This is a genomic window from Burkholderia sp. AU18528, assembly GCF_002223215.2.
GTDB lineage: Bacteria > Pseudomonadota > Gammaproteobacteria > Burkholderiales > Burkholderiaceae > Burkholderia > Burkholderia semiarida.
The window spans coordinates 975,435-995,821 of sequence record NZ_NKFC02000006.1 but is presented as its reverse complement, the minus strand read 5'-3'; the positions used below and the strand labels follow the sequence as shown (position 1 = coordinate 995,821).

General features: G+C 67.4%; 16 protein-coding genes. 7 read left to right on the top strand and 9 right to left on the bottom strand.

Annotated elements, in window-relative coordinates; translation table 11 throughout:
• Nucleotides 1-302: 302 nt before the first annotated feature.
• The 4 genes from CFB52_RS21355 to CFB52_RS21340 form a co-directional block, all read right to left on the bottom strand.
• Nucleotides 303-1,349: a glycosyltransferase family 2 protein gene (locus CFB52_RS21355; RefSeq protein ID WP_099317366.1), complete on the bottom strand. Its 1,047-nt coding sequence runs from the start codon at nt 1,347-1,349 to the stop codon at nt 303-305.
• Nucleotides 1,350-1,426: 77 nt separating this feature from the next.
• Nucleotides 1,427-2,884: an oligosaccharide repeat unit polymerase gene (locus tag CFB52_RS21350; RefSeq protein WP_257220591.1), complete on the bottom strand. Its 1,458-nt coding sequence runs from the start codon at nt 2,882-2,884 to the stop codon at nt 1,427-1,429.
• On the bottom strand, nt 2,881-5,154 hold the full coding sequence (locus tag CFB52_RS21345; protein WP_099317365.1) for a polysaccharide biosynthesis tyrosine autokinase: 2,274 nt from the start codon (nt 5,152-5,154) through the stop codon (nt 2,881-2,883). The genes CFB52_RS21350 and CFB52_RS21345 overlap by 4 nt, the downstream gene beginning before the upstream one ends.
• Nucleotides 5,155-5,213: 59 nt before the next feature.
• The gene (locus tag CFB52_RS21340) at nt 5,214-6,440 is read right to left on the bottom strand and encodes a polysaccharide biosynthesis/export family protein (protein WP_059574648.1); all 1,227 of its coding nucleotides are present in this window, start codon (nt 6,438-6,440) and stop codon (nt 5,214-5,216) included.
• A 128-nt stretch (nt 6,441-6,568) separates the two neighbouring features.
• Between CFB52_RS21340 and CFB52_RS21335 the strand changes: the two genes are divergently transcribed.
• Complete coding sequence (locus CFB52_RS21335; RefSeq protein ID WP_099317364.1) at nt 6,569-6,988, top strand: hypothetical protein; 420 nt, start codon at nt 6,569-6,571, stop codon at nt 6,986-6,988.
• A gap of 155 nt (nt 6,989-7,143) precedes the next feature.
• Here CFB52_RS21335 and CFB52_RS21330 read toward each other — a convergent pair whose 3' ends face one another.
• Nucleotides 7,144-8,997: a serine aminopeptidase domain-containing protein gene (locus tag CFB52_RS21330; protein WP_099317363.1), complete on the bottom strand. Its 1,854-nt coding sequence runs from the start codon at nt 8,995-8,997 to the stop codon at nt 7,144-7,146.
• 557 nt (nt 8,998-9,554) lie between these two features.
• Here CFB52_RS21330 and CFB52_RS21325 point away from each other — a divergent pair.
• The gene (locus CFB52_RS21325; protein ID WP_059574652.1) at nt 9,555-10,814 is read left to right on the top strand and encodes an oligosaccharide flippase family protein; all 1,260 of its coding nucleotides are present in this window, start codon (nt 9,555-9,557) and stop codon (nt 10,812-10,814) included.
• 502 nt (nt 10,815-11,316) lie between these two features.
• Nucleotides 11,317-13,518: a glycoside hydrolase family 3 C-terminal domain-containing protein gene (locus CFB52_RS21320; RefSeq protein WP_099317897.1), complete on the top strand. Its 2,202-nt coding sequence runs from the start codon at nt 11,317-11,319 to the stop codon at nt 13,516-13,518.
• A gap of 82 nt (nt 13,519-13,600) precedes the next feature.
• Here the strand turns inward: CFB52_RS21320 and CFB52_RS35165 are convergent, their stop codons facing one another.
• Nucleotides 13,601-13,723: a hypothetical protein gene (locus CFB52_RS35165; protein ID WP_257220590.1), complete on the bottom strand. Its 123-nt coding sequence runs from the start codon at nt 13,721-13,723 to the stop codon at nt 13,601-13,603.
• Entirely contained in the window at nt 13,723-14,301 is a 579-nt protein-coding gene (locus CFB52_RS21315; RefSeq protein ID WP_180278237.1) for a DUF4865 family protein, read from the bottom strand. The genes CFB52_RS35165 and CFB52_RS21315 overlap by 1 nt, the downstream gene beginning before the upstream one ends.
• 130 nt (nt 14,302-14,431) lie before the next feature.
• Here CFB52_RS21315 and CFB52_RS21310 point away from each other — a divergent pair, with 130 nt between their 5' ends.
• The 3 genes from CFB52_RS21310 (at nt 14,432) to CFB52_RS21300 (ending at nt 16,494) form a co-directional block, all read left to right on the top strand.
• Nucleotides 14,432-15,289, top strand: coding sequence for a LysR family transcriptional regulator (locus CFB52_RS21310; protein ID WP_099317896.1), 858 nt, complete (start codon nt 14,432-14,434; stop codon nt 15,287-15,289).
• Between the two features lie 154 nt (nt 15,290-15,443).
• Nucleotides 15,444-16,031 carry a YigZ family protein gene (locus tag CFB52_RS21305; protein ID WP_099317361.1) on the top strand — a complete coding sequence of 196 codons (588 nt, stop codon included), beginning with the start codon at nt 15,444-15,446 and terminating at the stop codon, nt 16,029-16,031.
• 175 nt (nt 16,032-16,206) lie between these two features.
• Nucleotides 16,207-16,494 (top strand): H-NS family nucleoid-associated regulatory protein, encoded by a 288-nt coding sequence (locus CFB52_RS21300; protein ID WP_059582226.1) that lies wholly within the window; start codon nt 16,207-16,209, stop codon nt 16,492-16,494.
• 55 nt (nt 16,495-16,549) lie between these two features.
• On the opposite strand, the gene ppk2 is transcribed toward CFB52_RS21300, so the two are convergent.
• Both ppk2 and ggt read right to left on the bottom strand, forming a co-directional pair.
• Nucleotides 16,550-17,500 carry a polyphosphate kinase 2 gene (gene ppk2, locus CFB52_RS21295; RefSeq protein ID WP_059639348.1) on the bottom strand — a complete coding sequence of 317 codons (951 nt, stop codon included), beginning with the start codon at nt 17,498-17,500 and terminating at the stop codon, nt 16,550-16,552.
• 210 nt (nt 17,501-17,710) lie between these two features.
• Nucleotides 17,711-19,432: a gamma-glutamyltransferase gene (gene ggt / locus CFB52_RS21290; RefSeq protein ID WP_099317360.1), complete on the bottom strand. Its 1,722-nt coding sequence runs from the start codon at nt 19,430-19,432 to the stop codon at nt 17,711-17,713.
• 399 nt (nt 19,433-19,831) lie between these two features.
• Here ggt and CFB52_RS21285 point away from each other — a divergent pair, with 399 nt between their 5' ends.
• Nucleotides 19,832-20,356, top strand: a complete 525-nt coding sequence (locus tag CFB52_RS21285; protein ID WP_060311074.1) for a metal-dependent hydrolase — start codon at nt 19,832-19,834, stop codon at nt 20,354-20,356.
• Nucleotides 20,357-20,387 lie beyond the last annotated feature (31 nt).

Here is a 20,387-nt window from a genome sequence, read left to right as displayed (position 1 = left end):
ATTCGATCGCACTGTTCGTTGCCCAGCGCGCCGATGAGGCGGCGCATCGTCAAGTCGCGAGCGATCCATACACATCGGAATCCCGATGTATTACGCATTCCTCATTGATGAACACGTGGCCGTCACGGACATTGCTTCGCGTCCGTCATGGCGGGCCTCGCTGCCGCGCCACGCGGCCACCGATATCCGTCGTTACGCGTTCCTCAACGGTCCGGACCATTGTGCAGCGCATGCCGGACGCACTGGGTGCGATGGCTAACCGAACAGGCGATTCGGCCGGCGCAGCCGCGAGCGCGCGGTGCTCATTGCACGTCGGTGCGTGCGGCGGGCAGCTTGCGCACGCGCGCAAGCGGATTGGACAGGTAGCGGATCGCGCGATTGCTCAGCGCGGACGACGGCAGCAAACATGCGAGCGACAGCACGGTGACCGCTGCCTTCTTGGCAGGACGCCAGAACGGATTGCGCAGCACGGTATGCCAGTAGCGTCCGGATTCGCACAGAAACCAGCGCCAGCGCCGCGCCAACGGCGCGCGATACAGCGTGCTCGCGAAGCGCGCCTTCTCGATCGCGAAGTCGAGCGGGGCGATCGGTAGCGCTTCCTGCAGCCGCGCGCCGGCGAGCGTGCGCAGGATCGACCAGCGGCGTTCGGCCTTCAGCGCACCGGTGGCCGCGTCTTCCGAATTGGCGAGCGCAAGGGCCGGGGCGTCGGTTGTGCTTGCATTCGACTGCTGGTGCACGCGATAGCCGCCGAGCGTCGCGTCGATCATGTGGACGGCCCCGAGCAGCGCGATGCCGTAGATCGCGTAGAAATCGGCGCCGTGCAGATTGTCGGCGGTGACGGGTACCGGAAAGATGCGCTTCAGCGCGGCGACGCGATACGCGTTGCCCGATGCAGGCGGCGACGGATACAGCCAGCCTGCGCGCAACAGGCGGCCGCAATCCGTATCGACCGCGGACTGCGGCACGCTCGCGCCGGTCCGCACGCCATCGTGCGCGATCACGTCGAGCCGGAAATGAACCTTCACGAAATCGCCGGACGCGAACGCGGCGAGCACGCGTGCCGCGGCGTCGGCATAGAGCAGATCGTCCGCGTCGAGCAGGATGACGTAGCGCGACGCGACATGCTCGAGCGCGCGGTTGTACGCGGCTACCTGGCCGCGATTCTCCTGGAACACCGCCGTCACGCGCTCGCCGTACGAGCGAATGATGTCGCGCGAATCGTCGGTCGACCCGTCGTCGACGATCAGCACGCGGACGTCGCGCACGGTCTGCGCGAGCGCCGAGTCGATCGCTGCGCGCAGGTACGCACCATGGTTGTAGTTGCAGATTGCGATGGTCAGGTCGGTCATGTGCGGAAGTCGGACGAGCAGCGCGCGGACAATCCTGGTCATGATACGGATCGCGCGGCCGCGCACAGTTCGCGAGCCTACCGTTCCGGATTTCGCGTCGCGCGTGGAATAGTGCGTCGTCGATGCGGTGCGGGTGCGAGTGGCCATGCCGTCGCGCCGCCGTCCCGCTCGTTGGTTTCGGCGGCGCGCGCCCCGCGTCCGGATACCGCGCGCGTGGCGGAAGGCGCAACGCTCGCCGGCCGCTTCCCGAACCAATGGAACACGATGATCGGCAGCACGATCGGCAGGAAATTGCGTCCGCTGAACAGATTCGGCGTACGCATGATCTCCATCAACGACACGTAGAGCACCGCGTGCGCGCAGCACCAGAACCCGTTGCCGCTGCGCCAGCCCGCATAGCTGCGGCCGACCAACCAGCCGAGCACGGCCGCGTCGAGCAGCCCGAACCAGCCCCACTCGTAGAAGTGGACGAAGATACCGGACGGATTGTTGAATTCCGGGTCTGCGTAGCTGTTCAGAAACAGGTTGAAGCTGTCGCTCGAATCGATCCACGGCCGGAACGTCTCGCCGATCACCGGAAAGCGCATCAACCAGTCGAACGTGAACATCGGATGGCCCTGCCCCCAGCCCAGTACGGCAAGCATCCCGGCACCGTTGTTCAGCGACGTCGAATAGTACAGGCCGAGCCGTTCGAGCGCGAAGTCGAAGATGTTGTCGTAGATGTTGACGTAATAGGCTTCCCACGACCGGTTGTACTCGTTCGCGATAAACAGCGCGAACAACAGCGGGATCGCCGCGTACGGCCCAAGCGTGAGCAGCCGCGCATACCGGCCCTGCAGCCGGAACCGCACGACCATCAGCGCGAGCGGCATCACCATCTCGATCAACGCCAGGCGCTCCGCGAAGAGGAAACTGCGCAGCACCGTCAGCACCGCGAGCACGGCCATGTAGATCTTGTAGCGGTTCAGGCCTTTCACCGGCGTTCGGAACACGTAGAAATAGAGTGCGACGAACGGTGACGTCGCCTGCGTGAACGAACTCAACCCGGTGACGCGGCCGATCTGCTGGAGCATGTCGTACGCGGTAGCCTGGCCATGCAGGAATTCGAGCAGCAGCGCCGGCCGCGCGATGATCCCGCTCATCATCACGAGATTGCCGAACAGCGCGAGCGCGAACAGGCAATCGAGCACGCGCGGCGGCACCTCGACGGGCGTTTCCGGCGGCCCGCGCCGCGTCCGCGCTTCGGTCGTCGCGAGCCACGCCGTCGCCGCCACCACCATCAGGAACAACGCGCCGGCAAATGCGTAGTAACCGTCGAAATAGATTCGTGCGATCGACTTCTGGTCGCCCAGCAGGCTGAGCGACAGCAATCCATACAACGGCAGGATGAACATCGGCACGAGCCGTGCCGGATCCTCCCACCAGTAGCCCGCATAACCGCCCGCGACACCGCGCACGCGCGCCATCCCGCGCGCCATCCCGCGCGCCGTCGCCGCGCCCGGTCGCGGGCCGGCACCGCCTGCTCTCCGATTCATGACGCGCGTTCCGCCCGCTGCCGCGGTGCGATCATCCCCGTCAACCCTGCCTCGGCCTGATGCGTGTTCGCGCCCGTATAGCCGTAGTCGTACCGTCCCGGCGCGCCCTTGTAGTCGTTCAGGATCACGCCGCGCACATCGATATGCGCGTGCTCGAGCCGCCGCGCGCTTTCGTCGAGCTCCGTCAACGTCGTCACGCCGCTACGCGCGACGAGGAACACGGTGCCCGCGAGGCGGCCGAGCACCAGCGCATCGGCCACCGGCAGCAACGGCGGGCCGTCGAGCACGACCATGTCGTAGCGGGACGCGGCCTGCCCGATCAGTTCGGCGAGCGCGGGTTGCAGCAGCAGTTCGCCCGGATCGGGAACGACATGGCCCATCGCGATGAAATCGAGGCCCGGTGCGACGCCGCGCCTGATTGCCTCGTCGAGCGTGTGAGTGCCCGCCACCACGTCCGCCAGCCCCGGCGCGCGGCTATAGCGGAACCGGCCGTGCAGCGAACCCTTGCGCAGATCGGCATCGATCAACAGGACGCGCCGTTTCGCGGCGCCGACGAGCGATGCGATGTTCGCGGCGACGAACGACTTGCCGACGCCCGTCGTCGGCCCGGAGATCAGCACGACCGGATTCGATGCGGCCGGCATCGACAATTGCAGCGACGCGCGGAAACTGCGCAGGCTTTCGAGCGCGGCGTCCTGCACGTCGACCGGCGCCGTCGACATTCGAGGGCCGAGCCGGCCGCGCTTCGACCTCGGTTCCGCGGCCGCCGCGACAGCGCTGTGCGGGACCGTCGCGAACACGGGCAGCCCGGTCGCCCATTCGATTTCCTCCGCGTCGCCGATCGTGCCGACGACGCGCTGCCGGGCGATCACGATCGCCGCGCCCGCCAGCAGGCCGACCATCAGCAAGCCGACCACCGCAACCCCGCGATGCGGCCCGATCGGCTGCTCGGCGACCTTCGCCGTATCGACGATCCGCACGGTGCCCGTCTTGCTGGCGCGCGCGAGGACCATCTGCTGGCGTGTATTGAGCAGGTTCGTGTACAGCGCGGTGTCGACGGCCACGTCGCGCTGCAGTTGCAGCACGCCCTGCTCGACGGTCGGCAGTTGCTGGATCTGCTTGCGGGCCGTGTCGAGCGAACGCTGCGCATCGGCGAGCTGCGCATCGACGGCCACGATGGCCGGATGCTTCGGCATGAAGCGCGTGAGCAGTTCCTCGCGACGCTGCTGCAGCGTCTGCACACGCGTCTCGATGTCGACCGACTGTTGACGCAACGCCAGTGCCTCGTCGCTCGTATTGACCGTCCCGTGCGACGCACGGAATGCGTTGAAGCGGTTCTCCGCCGCTTCCAGTTGCGCCTTCAGTTGCGGCAACTGGCCGTCCATGTAACGGATCAGCTTGTCGGCCGCCTCGGATTTGCGCTGCGTGTTCTGCGCGAGGTACGCCTCTCCGATCGCGTTCAGCACACGGCTGTCGTGCACGGGATCGATGCCGTCGAGCGTCACGCCGATCATGTTCGACTGCTTGCCGCGCTCCGAGATCAGCGCGTTCTTCTGCAGCCACGTCGTCGCCTCCTCGTCGCTGTAGCGCGTCAGATCGAAGCGTGCGCCGGGCTGGCCGGCCACGTCGCGCACGAACACGTCGATCGGCCCCTGCGGCGTCTCGATGTGCAGCGGCTGGCCGATGCGGCCCCGCCATACCGGCCCTTTCCGACCGAAGAATCCCGTGCGCTGCAGCGTGTAGGCGCCGTCGTCGCCGACGGTCAGCGCGAAGCGCTTGCCGAGCAGCCGCTTCGGCACGTCGAAGGTCGGCACGTCGATGCGCTCGGTGCCATACACGTAGCCGCCCGGCAACGGCGACGACAGGCCGTCGGCCGCGTTCACGAGCCGCCAGCCGATCAGCGGCAGGTAATGCGGCCGTGCGTCGAGGGCGAGGTTCGTGCTCTCGATCGCACGATCGAGCACCGCGCGGGATTTGAGCACCTCGATCTCGGTCGATGCATCGGTCTTCAGATCGAACACCGACGACGGATCGCCGGGCGGCGACGTCTGCTTCGAATCGGTCTGGCTTTGCTCGACCTGGAACAGGATGTCGGAGCGGTAGACGGGGGCCGCGAACAGCGCATACAGGCCGCCCGCGAGCGCGCCGGCGAGCGCCGTGCACACGATCAGGCGCCGGCCGCCGTACAGCATGCTCCAGTAGCGGCGCACCGGATAGGACGGCCGCGGAATGCGCCCGCTGGGCGGGTCAGGCAGGGTCGAAGTGTTCATGCAGCATCAGTCCCGTATGGCGCGACGCACGGTCGCGGTCACGAAATCCGCCTCGGGCATCACGGCGAAATGGCTTTCGCCGTCAGCGCACCTTGCGCGGACGACGGAATCAGCAGGTTCACGACGCGGCTCCAGCGCACCAGCGACGACGCATCGACGAACACGACGTCGCGCCGCTCGAGCGGAAACTGGTCGGCGAGCGCGAACGACGCGGGCGAGCTGCCGTCGAGGTGGTACACCCGCGGGCGATTGTCGGGGCCGCGGCGCACGACGAACACCTGGCGCGCGTCCGACGTGTACTGGCTCACGCCGCCCGTGTCGCCGAGCGCTTCGCCGAGGCTCATCCGGCCGTCGGTCAACGTCAGCGTCGCGGGCCGCGATACTTCGCCGAGCACGAATACCTTCGCGTCGCTCGCCGCGCGCACGCGTACGAGATCGCCGTCGCGCAGCAGGATGTTCGACGGATTCACGCCCGCCGCGATCAGTGCGGGCAGGCTCACGTTCACGGTCGTGTCGCCGCGCGTCACCGACACCTGCGAGCGATCCGCCGTCGGCGTGAAGCCACCCGCGCGGTCGATCGCCTCGGGCAGCGTCATCGGCATGTCGTTGACGATCTGCAAACCCGGCGTGCGCACTTCGCCGTCGAGATAGACGCGCTTGCTGCGGTAGCTCTGCACGCGCAGCGCGAGCTGCGGCTTGCGCACGTATTCGCCGAGCCGCTTCATCAGCAGCGCGCGCGCCTGTGCCTCGGTCAGTCCTGCCACGTGCACGAGGCCCGCATACGCGAACTGGACGTTGCCGGCCGCGTCGACCGTGTAGCCCGTCGCGACCGAGCTGGCGCCGACGCCGTCGCCGCCGCCGACCGTCTGCGTCGTCGGCAGGTTCAATTCGGGGTGATCCCAGACGATGATGCTCAGCACGTCGCCGGGGCCGATCGTGTACGGCGTCGGCTTGCCGAACAACTGACGGATCTCCGCGTCGACGTTGGCCGGCCGCCCCGCATGGTGCTGTGCGACGAATGCCGGGGTGATCTCGATCAGATCCTCGCTCGACACGTTCTGCACGCCGTCGAGGCCGCCCGAGCCCGATGCGTCGGCGCTCACGCGCGCATTCGCGTCGCGCTCCGCCGGCGCGCGGTAAGTCATGCCGGGCGACAGCGCACATGCGCTCAGCGCGCACGCGGCCGCCACGATCGCCATGCGCGACAGCCACGGCGCACGGCCGGCGCCGGCCCAGCATGGCCGCCGCGTGCCGCGCGTCGATTCCGGTTGCGTGGTGATTGACATGGTGTCCTTCCAAAACTGTGCGGTAACCCGCCGAACGCGGCGAATTCCGGCATTACGCTTGCCCAGCGCGGCTTGTATTGCAGTGCCGCACCACCCTCTTCACCGCACGTCACTCCCTGCGATTCGTCATGAACTTCTCTTCGTCGCTTGCGCCGTTCCTCTACATCGCGTCGGCCGGCTTCGTCTGTGCCGCCGGTGCGCAAACGCTGTCCGGCACACCGGCCGACACACCGCGCCTCGCATCGTCGACGCTCGTTGCGCCCGTGCCGCCACAACGCTCGGCGCAAGCCGTCGGCGCGGCCGCGACCGCCGAGCCAGCCGCGACCGCATCCGCGGCTGCGGCACCCGCGCTCGCTCGTTCAGCCGCGAGCGTCGCCGTCCAGCCCGACACGCGGGCCCGCATCACGTTGCGCCGGCCGCTCGTGCCGGCGAGACCGCATCGCCCGCAGGTGGCCAATGCGCCCACCGACGACGTATGGCGCAGCGACACGTTGTACGCATCGCCCTACGCGAAATCACCCTATGCGGAGCCGGGCGATCGGAACTGACACATCCGGCTGGTCGGGGCACAACCGTGCATGCATCGATAAGGGATTGGACACTACGGCGAGCCGCGCGTCTGTGAGCGACCCCACCGAACGTCGATCTTCATACGATGCCGGGATCGCGCCCCGCGGCGCCGACGCATGCGGCACGACGCGCATCACGGCCTGCCGACCGACACGTTTGCGTACGATCCCCCCGCCGCTTCGAGCGCGACAGGATCGGCGGCGTGCACGACCGGCCTCGTCAAGTCGCGACCGAGCGCCTGCAAGCACCGCTCGATCACGATATCCGTGCCGACCGCGCCGTATACCGCGTGATCGACCTGCGGCTCGAGGTGCAGCCGTACGTGACGCGAGCACCTGAACGCATGCTCGATCGCGCCGAAATGGCGGCGGACATCGTCGATGCCGGGATCGAGCGCGCCATAGACGAGCGTCGTCCGGACATCGCGTTGCGCAAGCACGTGCATCACGCCGCGTGGTGTGCCCACGCGCGGCTTCCAGCCGACGCGCGCGGCCGCCTCCTTCACCGGTACGCTGACCCGCGCGATCGCATTGGCGGCGACGGCCCGCACGATCGGCCGCAAATCGCGCCGTTCGCGCACGAGGCGTTTCCACTTCTGCCAGTCGCGTACCGACAGCCAGTAGCCGCGCACCGAGTTGTTCCGCTGCTTCTGCACCGCGTCCAGCGAGAGGCCGGCCGGCCACACGAAGCGCGCCAGGTTGATCGCGATCACGCCGCCGAGCGACGGCGTCTTCACGGCCGCATGCAATGCCGCATAGGCGCCGGAACAGATGCCGGCCGCGACCACGTCCGGATGACCGAGCGCACGCAGCCAGTCGGCGGCGGCCGCCACGTCGTCACTCGACCGCGCCGAATACACGACGGGAGACTGGTCGTCGGGCGCGGCGGCCCCGCTGTCGCCGACGCCGTTCACGTCGAGCCGCAACGTCGTGACGCCGGCGCGCGCGAGCGTCCGCGCGAGGCGCACGCTGAAGCGCCCTTCGCCGCTTCGCGGATTCGTCGACGTGTTCGCGATCACGAGCGCCGGCGCGACGGGATGCGCCGGCCCCGTATCGGCGGGACGGCACAGCACGCCGACCAACCGGTCCGGCCCGACCGCGACGACCTGCTCGGTCATGTCGATCATGTCGAGCGCCGCGGCCGATTCGCCGTTCCATGGCGGATCCGGCCGCCACGTCGGGTCGACGCCGGCGGCCGTGTGCGGCGCGCGTTCGACGATCCAGTTCGCGAGCGTGTCGATGGCCGCGAGCGGCAGACGCGAGCGTGTACCGTCCAGCATCGTCGTGGGCCATTCGCGGAACGGTTCGGTCGCCACGTTCACGCCCCGCGCGAGCAGCGCATCGCGCAACGCGGGCTCGTCCTGATCGGGCTGAATCAGCAGCATCGCGCGAGGCAGCGTCGGTGCGTCGCGCACGACGTCGCACAGATCGACCGCCTTCAATGCAGCGACGAAATCGTCGGGAAAGCGGTGCCCGAGCACGTTCATGCACGGCTCGTCGCGATGTGCGGCGCGAATCGCAGGGGACGTGATGTCGAGCCACTGGCGATGCACGAACGACAGCTCGCGAAGATAAGCACGCCCGCGCACGACCGGCGCGAGCGCCACCAAAGCGTCGACGCGCGGCGACGGGTGCTGCCCGTCGCCTGCGGCGGCCAGCATCGCGAACAGCGCACCCGCGCGGATGCCGACGAGCGTCAGCGACGCGACACCGACCTGGTCGCGCAGCAGATCGATCGCATCGTGAATGCTGCCGAGGGTGGCGGCGTGCCGATCGGCGTCACGATCGTCGCCCGCGGAATCGCCGGTGCACGGATAGTTGAATCGCAACACCGTGACGCCGTCGCGGGCAAGGCGCTCGGCGATCGCCCGCATGAGCTTGTGCGTCCACGATGCCTCGTGTCCCAACGATTCGCACAGGATCACCCCTTGTGTAGTCTGTCCTTCGTGCAGCCACCCCACGCAACTGCCGAACGTAATGGGCTTCAATCGGTACTCCTCGGATCGGTATTTTTATCGGACGCGGACACGCGTTCCGGCGGCTCCGCCGGAACGAGCGATTCCACGATCGTGCGACTGCTCGACGAATGCGCGGCAGCGGCCCGGCCGCGCCCCTGCGCGGCTCCCGCCCGGTTCCATGTGTTGCCCTGCTCCCCATGCCCGCGGGAGGTGACGTTGCGTGCCCGAGGCGCCATCGGACGGCTCGCACCGTGAACCAAAACAGTGCACTCGATTAAAGCACCCGGTTCGAGCGTCCTTCGGTGCGCCAGCTTACAAATAGCTTCATCGCTATCGCGGTACGACGACGGGCGACGGCGTGGGGTATCGGGATGCATGCCGCGCGCACGAACGGAATCCGCGAACGGTAGGCTCGCGAACAGAGCGGTCCCGTGCGGCCCGTATCATGGCCGCCATACGATGTGGCCATACCGGGCGACGCCGGACGCGCCACCCACCCATGCAACCGGGTCAGCGCCGACCGGATGCACGCGCGCACCGCGGCCCCATGCCGCCGCCCTGCGACACCCACGGCGCCGACCGAGCGAATGTCAAACCTCAAGAAGAATTTCCTGCTGCTGCTGACGTTGCAGATTTCGATGTACGCGGTGCCGCTCCTGATCGCACCGCTGCTGACGCACGCACTCGGGCCCGAAGGCTACGGGCAGCTCGCGTTCTCGCTCGCCGTCATTGCGTATCTCACCAACTGCACGAGCTACAGCTTCGACCTGACCGCCACGCCACGCATCGCGCTCGCGCGCGACAACCGCGCCGAACGCTCGCGCATCTTCTGGGCGACGCTGTACGCGCAGATCGGCATCGCGGTGATCTGTTTCATCGTGCTGGTCGGGCTGATCATGCTGGTCGGCCGCTTCGGCGAAGACCGCGATCTGTTGCTGATCGGCTTCGGGATGGTCGCCGGCGTGGCGTTCACGCCGGGCTGGTATTTCCAGGGAATGGAAAAGCTGCGCGCGCTCAGCGTGATCCTGTTCATCGGGCGCATCCTGAGCCTGCCGGCCATGTTCGCGCTCGTGCACAGCCCGGCGGACATCGACCGTGCGATGATCGTCAACGCGGCGGTGCCGACGCTGTCCGCGATCGCGCTGGCGGCCTATCTGTATTTCAACCGCGAAATCGACTTCGTGCGCGTCGGCGCGGCCGACATCGCCGAATCGCTGAAAGGCGGCTGGCAGGTGTTTCTCGCGTCGACGTCGATCGCCTTCTACGCGTCGACCAACACCGTGCTGCTCGGCTTCGTCTCGGGCAACGTCGCGGCCGGCTACTTCGCCGCCGGCGACAAGCTGATCCGCGCGGCGCTCAGCATGCTGCAGCCGCTGAAGGCCGCCACCTATCCGCGCATCAGCTACCTGATGCGGCACGCGCGCAACGACGCGTTCTCGTTCCTGCGCAAGCTGTTCGTCGTGCAGGTCGCGATGGTGCTCGGCATCTCGCTCGCGATCTTCTTCGGTGCGCCGCTCGCCGTGCGCATCCTCTATGGGCCCTCGTACGAACCGACGGTCCAGGTGCTGCGCTGGATGGCCTTCATTCCGTTCATGGCCGGCATGACGGACCTGTTCGGCGTGCAGACGATGCTGCCGCTCGGGATGAAGTCGGCATTCACGCGAATCCTGATGTCATCGGGTATTCTGAACATCGTGCTGGTACCCGTGCTCGCAAAGTACTTCGCCGAGCTGGGCGCCGCCGTCGCCGTGCTGACGGCCGAGGCCGCGGTGGCCGCGGCACTCGCGACCGTCGTCTATCGCGCCGGAATTCCGATGCCCGGCAGTCCGGTCGCGCGACGCGGCTAGCACGCCGTCGGTGCTGCCCGGCTCCGCCCCGACGCGGCCGGCATCCGCCGACGTTCCATTCGATGCTTGCGCAACCAACCGTATCGCGCGGGCACACGCTTCCCGACCTCCCGCCCGTCGGAATGCTCGCACGCAGGTACTTCTTACCCCGCCGCGGGCGGCCGACCGGGAACGATGACCGACTTTCCACCCCGCCGCGCGCCCCTACGAAATAAAGATCACACGTATCGGTAGAAACACCGATGCTGTAGTCAAACTACATTCATACCATTAGCCGCAGCAGAGAACCGCTACATCCGATTCGACAGTGCCGGGCGGTCCGCGTCGCCGTCCGTCTGGTTCGATCGGGGCCCAACCGGCCGTAACGATTCCCCGCCCGGCCTGGCATGCCGACGCGCATCCACCCTGCTTCGCCAGCCGAATGCGTCCGGTGCGAATCCACCGGACGTACGCAGCTCCAGACATCATCCGAACAACCGGCAATACGATCATGGAGAACAACATGCGGGACACCCTCTGGCCGGCCGTCGTGCTGGCAGCGACCCTCTGCACCACCGCCTACGCCGGCGACGCCGATTTCAATGCGCAGGCTGACGCGACCGACACGTTCGCGTCAGTCGCCGCGCAACGGCGCGCCGACCTGCTCGTGCGCAAGATGACGCTCGACGAGAAACTCCAGTTCATTCATTCGCAATACGAAATGTCAAAGGTGCCGGGCGGTGGCGCCGGCTACATCCAGGGCGTGCCGCGGCTCGGCATTCCCGATCTCAACATGGTCGATTCGGCGACCGGCTCCGGCAGTACGTCGCAGGCCAGCACGACGTTCCCGGCCACGATCGCGGTCGCCGCGAGCTGGGATCGACGGCTGTCGTACGACTACGGCAAGCAGGTCGCGATCCAGTTGCGCGCGCAAGGATTCGGCATGGGCCTCGCCGGCGGCACCAACCTCGCGCGCGAGCCGCGCGGCGGCCGCCTGTTCGAGTATCTCGGCGAGGATCCGCTGCTCGCCGGCGACCTGCTCGCCGAACGCACGCTCGCCACGCAGCGGCAAAAAGTCATCGCCACGATCAAGCACTACGCGGGCAACGAGCAGGAGCACGGCCGGATGGGCGGCAATACGCAGATCGACGAGCGCACGCTGCGCGAGCTGTACCTGCTGCCGTTCGAGATCGCCGCGAAACGCGGCCGGCCCGGCAGCGTGATGTGCAGCTACAACCGCCTGAACGGCACCTATGCGTGCGAGAACCCTCACCTGCTGAACGACGTGCTGAAGAACGAGTGGGGCTTCCAGGGCCAGGTGCAGTCCGACTGGGGCGCCACGCACAGCACCGCCGCCGCGATCAACGCCGGCCTCGACGAGGAAGAAGACGTCGGGCCGAGCGTGTACCTGACGCCGGCGGCCGTCAAGCAGGCGATCGCGAACGGCTCGGTGTCGACCGCGCGCCTCGACGACATGGTGCGCCGCAAGCTCGCCGTGATGATCCGCGTCGGCGTGATGGACGATCCGGCCCAGGGCGGCGGCACGATCGATTTCGCGGCCGGGAACCGGTTCGCGCAGGCGGCCGCCGAGCAATCGATCGTTCTGCTGAAGAACGACGGCAACCAGTTGCCGCTGGTCGCGTCGGCGCTGTCGCGTATCGCCGTGATCGGCGGCCATGCGGATTCGGCCGTGCTGTCCGGCGGCGGCTCGGGCAACACGCGCGATCCGGTATCGGGTTCGTTCGCCGGTTGCGGCGGCCTGACGTTCGGGTCGTCGACCGGGTGCAGCTGGTGGCGCAATCCGTGGCTCAAGGTCGACGTGCCGATCGTCGCGGCGATTCGCGCGCTGGCGCCGGCCGCACAGGTCACGTATGCGGGCAACAGCGACCAGCAGTCGCCGTTCCGCGCGTACACGCAGCAGGAAATCGACCAGGCCGCGGCGCTCGCGGGCCGCTCGGACGTCGCGATCGTCGTGGTCGCGCAGCCGGCCGGCGAGGATTTCGGCGAGCTGCAGAGCCTGAGCCTCGCGAACCCGTCGAACCAGGATGCGCTCGTCGAAGCCGTCGCGCGCGCGAATCCGCATACGATCGTCGTCGTCCAGAGCGGCAATCCGGTGCTGATGCCGTGGAAGGACAACGTGTCGGCCATCGTCGAGGCGTGGTATCCGGGCGAGGCCGGCGGCAAGGCGATCGCGAACGTGCTGTTCGGTGCGGTCAATCCGTCCGGCAAGCTGCCCGTGACGTTCCCGGCGCGCGATCAGGATTCGCCGACGTGGGGGCAAAACGGCGCGTTCGACACCGACCCGGTGTACGCGGAAAAGCTGAACATGGGCTACCGCTGGTATGACGCGCGCAACATCAAGCCGATGTTCGAGTTCGGCTACGGCCTGTCGTATACGCACTTCACGTATTCGGGCCTGTCGGTGTCGAAGCAATGGGACGGCTCGCTGAGCGTCGCGTTTACCGTGCGCAACGACGGGCGCGTTGCCGGCGCGGAAACGCCGCAGGTCTATCTCGGCGTGCCGTACAAGGACGAGCCGCCGAAGCGGCTGGTCGGCTGGGACAAGATCCGGCTGAATCCGGGCGAGGCCCGGCGCGTGCGCGTGACCGTGTCGCCGCGGATGCAGAGCGTGTGGGATACGTCGCGCAACGGCTGGCGGGTCGTCCCGGGCGGAACCGTGTATGTCGGCGCGTCGTCGCGCGATATCCGCTTGCAGAGCCACTGAACGAGCGACGATGAAGCGACCGGGGGCGCCGTGCATCGTGCGTGCGGCGCCCCCGCGCAAACCCTCACTGCGCTGAAGCGCTTTACCTGACCAACAGCGCCAGCACCGTCGCAAGCGCCGCAATCGCGGCGATGCCTGCCACCACACCCGCCAGATGCGCGGCGATCACCACGCCGGCCGGCAATCGCGACGCGATGCCGGCCATCACGCGCCGCCCGCTTCCAGCGTGTCGAGCAACGGCCTCGCCAGATGCAGCACCTGGTACACCGTGCCCGCGCCGCCGTCGTCCGGCTCATGTTCCGTCACGAGCGCACGCGTGAGCTGCCAGCGCAGCGGATCGAGACTGACGGCCGCCGCGACCACACCCTGCCGAGCCGCCGCTTCGCGATTGCGTGCGATCTCCCACGCCAATGCCGCATCGAGATCGGCGTCCGCCGGAATCTCGACGGTTTCCAGACACGCGAAACGTCCCGCCGACGCACTGCCCTTGCGTGCATCGAGCGCAACCCGCGTATCGATCGGCGCACGGCCGAAGCTGTCCGTCACGACCCGATAGCGGCCGTCCGTCACGAACCGCGCGAACGCCTGTTCGTTGCGCCACAGATAAAACGATGCGTAGCCGTTTTCCGTCGCGCCGTGGCGGCCGGCCTCGCGCAGCAGGAAGCCCTTGAACAGCAGGTCCGGCGTGTCGTCCCACAGCCTGCCGCGCTCGCGCACGCGATGGCGGATGATGTCGAGGTCGTAATCCGCCGGCAGGCGGTGCACGTAGTACGCGGTCAGCATGATCGACTCCTGGCGAAAGAAACGGACGGTATTCCGGACGACATGGAGCCAGCGTAAAAGACCTTGAATCATTTAAAAAGTAGATGGCAGAATATTTCAATGATTCGATTCTGAAATGAAGAAGGGTGCGATGAAAACGCTCGACATCGAAGCCGTGCAGGCATTTGTGCTGACCGCCGACCTCAGGAGCTTCACGCGGGCCGCGCAAGCGCTGGACACGACGCAGTCGGCGGTGAGCCTGAAGATCAAGCGGCTGGAAGACGGGCTAGGCCGCCGCCTGCTGGAACGCACGCCGCGGCAGGTTCGCCTGTCGGCCGACGGCACCGCGTTCCTGGAACCGGCGCGCGAACTGGTGGCCGCTCACCATGGTGCGATCAGCGCGTTCGGCACGAGCCAGCGACGGCTCGTGATCGGCGTCAGTCACCATGTCGTCGGCGCCGATCTCCCGATGCTGCTGCGGCGGATGAGCGAAGCGGAGCCGGCGCTCGTGCTGGAGATTCGCGTCGCCACGTCGCGTGACGTGCTCGATGCGTTCGATCGCGGCCAGCTCGATGCGGCCGTCGCATTGCAGCACGACAGCCGGCGGCTCGACGGCGAAACGATCCTGTCGGAGTCGTTCGGCTGGATGGCGGCGGCCGATTTCGAGTACCATCCGCCGCAACCGCTGCGGCTCGCCACGCAGGCCGAACCGTGCAGCGTGCGCCGCATGGCGGTCGGCGCACTGGACGAAGCCGGCGTCGCGTGGACGGAAGTCTTTGTCGGCGGCGGCGTGGCGACGATCGGCGCGGCGGTGTCCGCGGGCCTGGCCGTCGCGGCGCTCGGGCATCGCGTCGCGCCCGCCGGCACCGTCGACGTGGGGATGCGCTACGGGCTCCCGCCGTTGCCGACGCGCGACGTGGTGCTCTACTCGAGCCTGACCGATGCGCGTGCCCGGCAGGCGCTGCGCACGCTGGCCGCGGCGCTGCGCTCGTCGATCGGCATACGTTGATGCCGCGCGTCACCGAAATGCTCCGGCGCGCGCCACGGTAAAATTCCGTCTTCGCCCTCCGCTCATGCAGACGATATCCGTCCGCAGGCCAACGCCAAACGCATCGACCAGCCATCATCGCCTTGATTTCCCTACACTTTCCGCGTCGCGACGCATGAGTTACTCGCTCGCCACCTCTTACGTCCGCGAACTCGAGATCCGCAAGAGCCGTTTCATCGCGTACGCGGTTCCCGTCGACGACCGCGATGCCGCGATGCGGGTACTGCAACGCCTGCGCGACGAGCATCCGGCGGCCACCCACGTGTGCTGGGCGCTGCTGGCCGGCGGCCAGTCGGGCATGTCGGACGACGGCGAGCCGTCCGGCACGGCGGGCCGGCCGATCCTCGAAGTGCTGCGCCATCACGATCTCGACGGCGTGCTCGGCGCGGTCGTGCGTTACTACGGCGGCGTGAAGCTCGGCGCGGGCGGGCTGGTGCGTGCGTACACCGATGCGATCGCATCGGCGCTGCTCGATGCCGAACGCGTCGAGCGCATTCGCCACACGCGGCTCGCGATCGAGATCGGCTACCCGGAAGAGGCGCGCGTGCGCCGCTGGATCGAACAGGCCGGCTACGATCTGGTGGACAGCGCTTACGGGATGACGGTGAAGCTCGTGATCAAGCTGCCGGAAACGGCCGAGGCGGCAGCAAAATCCGAACTGTTCGACCTGACGCAAGGACGCGCGGGCTTCCCCGCACTGTAAGGCGGACAGATTCCCGTGAAAAATCGGATGCGTCCGATAGAAAACCCGCGCGCTGAAACTTAATCTTCCGGTGTTGCCCGCCATGCGTTCTGCCAACGTCTGGTCGGGCGTGCAGACATGCGGCACATCGCACCTCTGCCAATCATCAGAATTCAGCGACGGGGATATCGGACGCATGCAACTGCAAAAACTGCAGGCCCAGCTCGCGGAACTGGATCGGCGCATCCGGGCCGCGCGCCGCCGCGAACGCCAAGCGGCACTGATGCAGGTACGCCAGATCGTGACGGATCATGCGCTGACCGCGCGGGAGGTCTTCGGGCAGGGTTACAGCGGTCGCGCGAAGCTGTTCACCATCGGCGCGAAATATCGCGATCCGGCGACGGGCGCCACCTGGAGCGGACGCGGTCGCACGCCCGCCTGGATCGCCGGCCGCGACCGCGCCGCGTTCCTGATCCGGGAGTAACGCGCGCCGCGCGGCACGGCGCGCGTCCGTGGCCGATCCAGCCGCCCCGAACCGCTCAATAGACGTCCGGCACGATCATGTGGTCCGGCACCGGCCGGCGGATGTAATCCTCGTGATGCTCGCGCTGCGGCAGATCGATCGTCGGGCGCGGCACCTCGTGATACGGCACCTGGCCGAGCAGATGGTGAATGCAATTCAGCCGCGCGCGCTTCTTGTCGACGGCCTGCACGACCCACCACGGCGCCTCCGGAATATGCGTGCGCTGCAGCATCTCTTCCTTCGCGGCCGTATAAGCCTCCCAGCGGCGGCGGCTTTCGAGATCCATCGGGCTCAGCTTCCACTGCTTCAGCGGATCCTCGATCCGGCTCTGGAAGCGCATCTCCTGTTCGCGATCGGTGATCGAGAACCAGTACTTGACGATCTGGATCCCGCTGCGCACGAGCATCTTCTCGAACTCCGGCACCGACCGGAAAAATTCCTCGTACTCGTCGTCGGTGCAGAAATTCATCACGCGCTCGACGCCCGCGCGGTTGTACCAGCTGCGGTCGAACAGCACGATCTCGCCGCCTGCCGGCAGATGCGCGACATAGCGCTGGAAGTACCATTGCGTGCGTTCGCGGTTGTTCGGCGCGGGCAGCGCGGCGACGCGGCACACGCGCGGGTTCAGGCGCTGCGTGATGCGCTTGATCGCACCGCCCTTGCCGGCCGCGTCACGCCCCTCGAAAATCACGACGAGCCGGTGCCCGGTTTCCACGACCCAGTCCTGCAGTTTCACGAGCTCGCCTTGCAAGCGGAACAGCTCGCGGAAATATTCCTTGCGCGCTTCGCGACGCTCGGGCGAGAACAACAGGTCTTCACCGTTGTCGAAGCGGCGGTCGTCGAGCTCCATCTCGAGCTCTTCGTCGTACGCGTCGACGAGATCCTCTTCGAAACGGCGCCGGCGCGCTTCCATCGAGTTCGTATCGGCGCGGTTGTCCTCGGTCTCGCGGGTATCCTTGTCGCCCATGGGGCCTCCTTCCATCGTTGACGCAGCCAAACTCGGCCATTATCCCAGCGTCGCGCGTCAAATTCATGAAAATGGGGGCAACCGCGGATCGCGGGCTTCATCCGAACGACCGGCCAAAAAAATCGGCAGCCGGGTCGACACACCGGCTGCCGAACGGCGTACGCGGCCGCTTTCGCCGACGCGCACGCATCGCTTCACGTCAACGTCACCTCAACGAATGATCCGCGTCACGCCCCGCCCGCGCGGATCGGCCATCGCTTCCGGCGTCTTGCCGTCGATCTTGATGACCTGGATGTCGCCGCTGAAATCCTGCCCCTTCAGCGTATAGCCGCGCGCCTCGATCTGCTTCGCGAGTTCGCCTTCGATCGGGTGGTACGGCTCCCAGAAGATCGTGTTCGGCGGCAGCAGTTGGTGATGGAATCGCATCGCACCGACCGCTTCCTTCAACGGCATCTTGAAGTCGTAGATGTTGTTGATCACCTGGAAGATCGACGTGAAGATGCGCGAGCCGCCCGGCGTCCCGATCACGAGCGACACCTTGCCGTCCTTCGTCATGATCGTCGGCGACATCGACGACAGCGGACGCTTCTTCGGTTCGATCGCGTTCGCGTCGCTGCCGACCACGCCGAACATGTTCGCGACGCCCGGCTTCGCGGAGAAGTCGTCCATCTCGTCGTTCAGCACGATGCCCGTGCCGTCGGCGACCACGCCCGAGCCGAAATAGCCGTTGATCGTGTACGTGTTCGACACCGCGTTGCCCCATTTGTCGACCACCGAGAAGTGCGTCGTTTCGGCCTTCTCCGGCATCGTCGTGCCGAGGCCCGGCTGCACGCTCTTCGTGTCCGACGGCTCCTTCGGGTTGACTTCGGCCGCGCGCTTCGCGATGTATGCGTCGTCGGTCAACTGCGCGATCGGCACCTTGTAGAAGTCGGGATCGCCGAGATACTGCGCCCGGTCGGCGAACACGCGCTTCTCGATTTCCGCGACGAGATGGATGTACTGCGGCGAGTTGAGCTTCACGCCCTCGAAGTCCTGCTTGAGATCGGCCTTCATCTTCAGCAACTGCACGAGGCCGATGCCGCCGGAACTCGGGGGCGGCGCGGTGATCACGTCGTAGCCGTTCCACTTCGCCTGCACCGGCTGGCGCCACACCGCGCGGTACTGCGCGAGATCCTCGGTCGTGATCAGCCCGTTGCCGTCGCCGGTCTTCATCGACGCGGCGATCAGCTCGGCCGTCTTGCCCTTGTAGAAACCTTCCGCGCCGCCGTCCGCGATGCGCGTCAGCACGTCGGCGAGATCGGGCTGCTTGAAGTTCGCGCCGGCCTTCAGCCCGGAGAAGTACTTGTCGAAATTGGTCTTGCCGCCGAATTCCTTCGACGCGTCGACGCCGCGCTGCGCGAGCTGCTCATCGACGACGAAGCCGTCGCGCGCATAGTGGATCGCCGGCGCGAGCACCTGCTTCCACTTCAGCTTGCCGAAGCGCTTCTGCGCTTCCCACATGCCCGCCACCGTGCCCGGCACGCCGACCGCGCGCGGGCCGTACAGGCTCATGCCCTTGACGACGTTGCCGTCCTTGTCGAGGTACATGTCCTTCGTCGCGGCGAGCGGCGCGCGCTCGCGGTAATCGATGAAGTACGGCTTGCCGTCCTTGTAGATCGTCATGAAGCCGCCGCCGCCGATGTTGCCGGCTTCCGGGTACGTGACGGCGAGCGTGAACGCAATCGCGACGGCCGCGTCGATCGCATTGCCGCCCTCCTTGAAGATTCGCTCCGCGGCATCCGCGCTGTACTTGTCGGCCACCGCCACCGCGGAGCTCGTCAGGACCGCGGGCTGCGGCCCTTTCGCGTAGGCCGGCGCATTCGGCAGGAAGCCGATGCCGGCCACCGTCGCCAACACGGCGGCGGATGATTTGAAGCGATTCAGCGTAGTCATTGCATGTCCCCCATGTGGATCTCCTTCAGGCAGGAAAAGCACCTGATCCGTGGATGGCCGCTGGCGCGCCGACGGCCATATGCCGGCTTCGTAGTATAGGGGGACAAAAAGGGTCGAACACGTGAGGTGCGACGAAAGCGTCGCCGATTGCGTGCGCGGGGTCACGTTGCGGCGCCGCGACGCGCCCGGGCATCGTCCGAGATCGTCCGCGACGCGCGCCAGCGCGCAACGAACAAAACCGAAAGTTGCGAACCGGGCGACCGGCCCCGCAGCGGGTGCGAAAAAATCTGCGAACCAGCCGCCCGCTGCACAGTTCGATCTGCGAAGATAGCGCCCCGCTTGCGCGCCGCATCATCGTTTCGTGCACGCGCCGCTTCACGTTTCTTCGTCTCGCTCCCTATGGCATCACACAATGCGCATCACGCATCCGGCTTCGCAGCCGGCGTCGCCGCCGCCATCCTCGTCGCGCAAACCGGCGCGACCGGCCCGTGGCACTCGGGCATGCTTGCCGCGTTCGCGGCGGGCGTCGCGGGCGGCACCGCGCCCGACTGGCTCGAAGTCGCCTGGTGGACCCGCAAGCGCCGGCTGTGGATCACGCATCGCACCATCACGCACTGGGGCATCGGCTGGATCGCGCTGCTCGCGCTCGGGTGGCACGGGCTCGTCCATCATCCACATCCGACGTGGGCCGCGCCGCTGTTCGGCTTCGCCTGCGGCGGCGTGATGCATCTGCTCGCCGACTGGCCCAATCCGCTCGGCGTACCGTGGATCTGGCGTCGCCATTCGCTGAACCTGTGGAACAGCGGACATTGCGACCTGATCGTCGTGGCCGCCGCATGGGGCGGCACGCTGTGGCTCGCGCAGTCGCTGTGGTCGCGTGCGCCGCTGGTCCAACACTGGCTCGGCTGGCTGCATCGCGTCTAGGGACGGTTCGCGCTGGTAACGCACGTTCCAT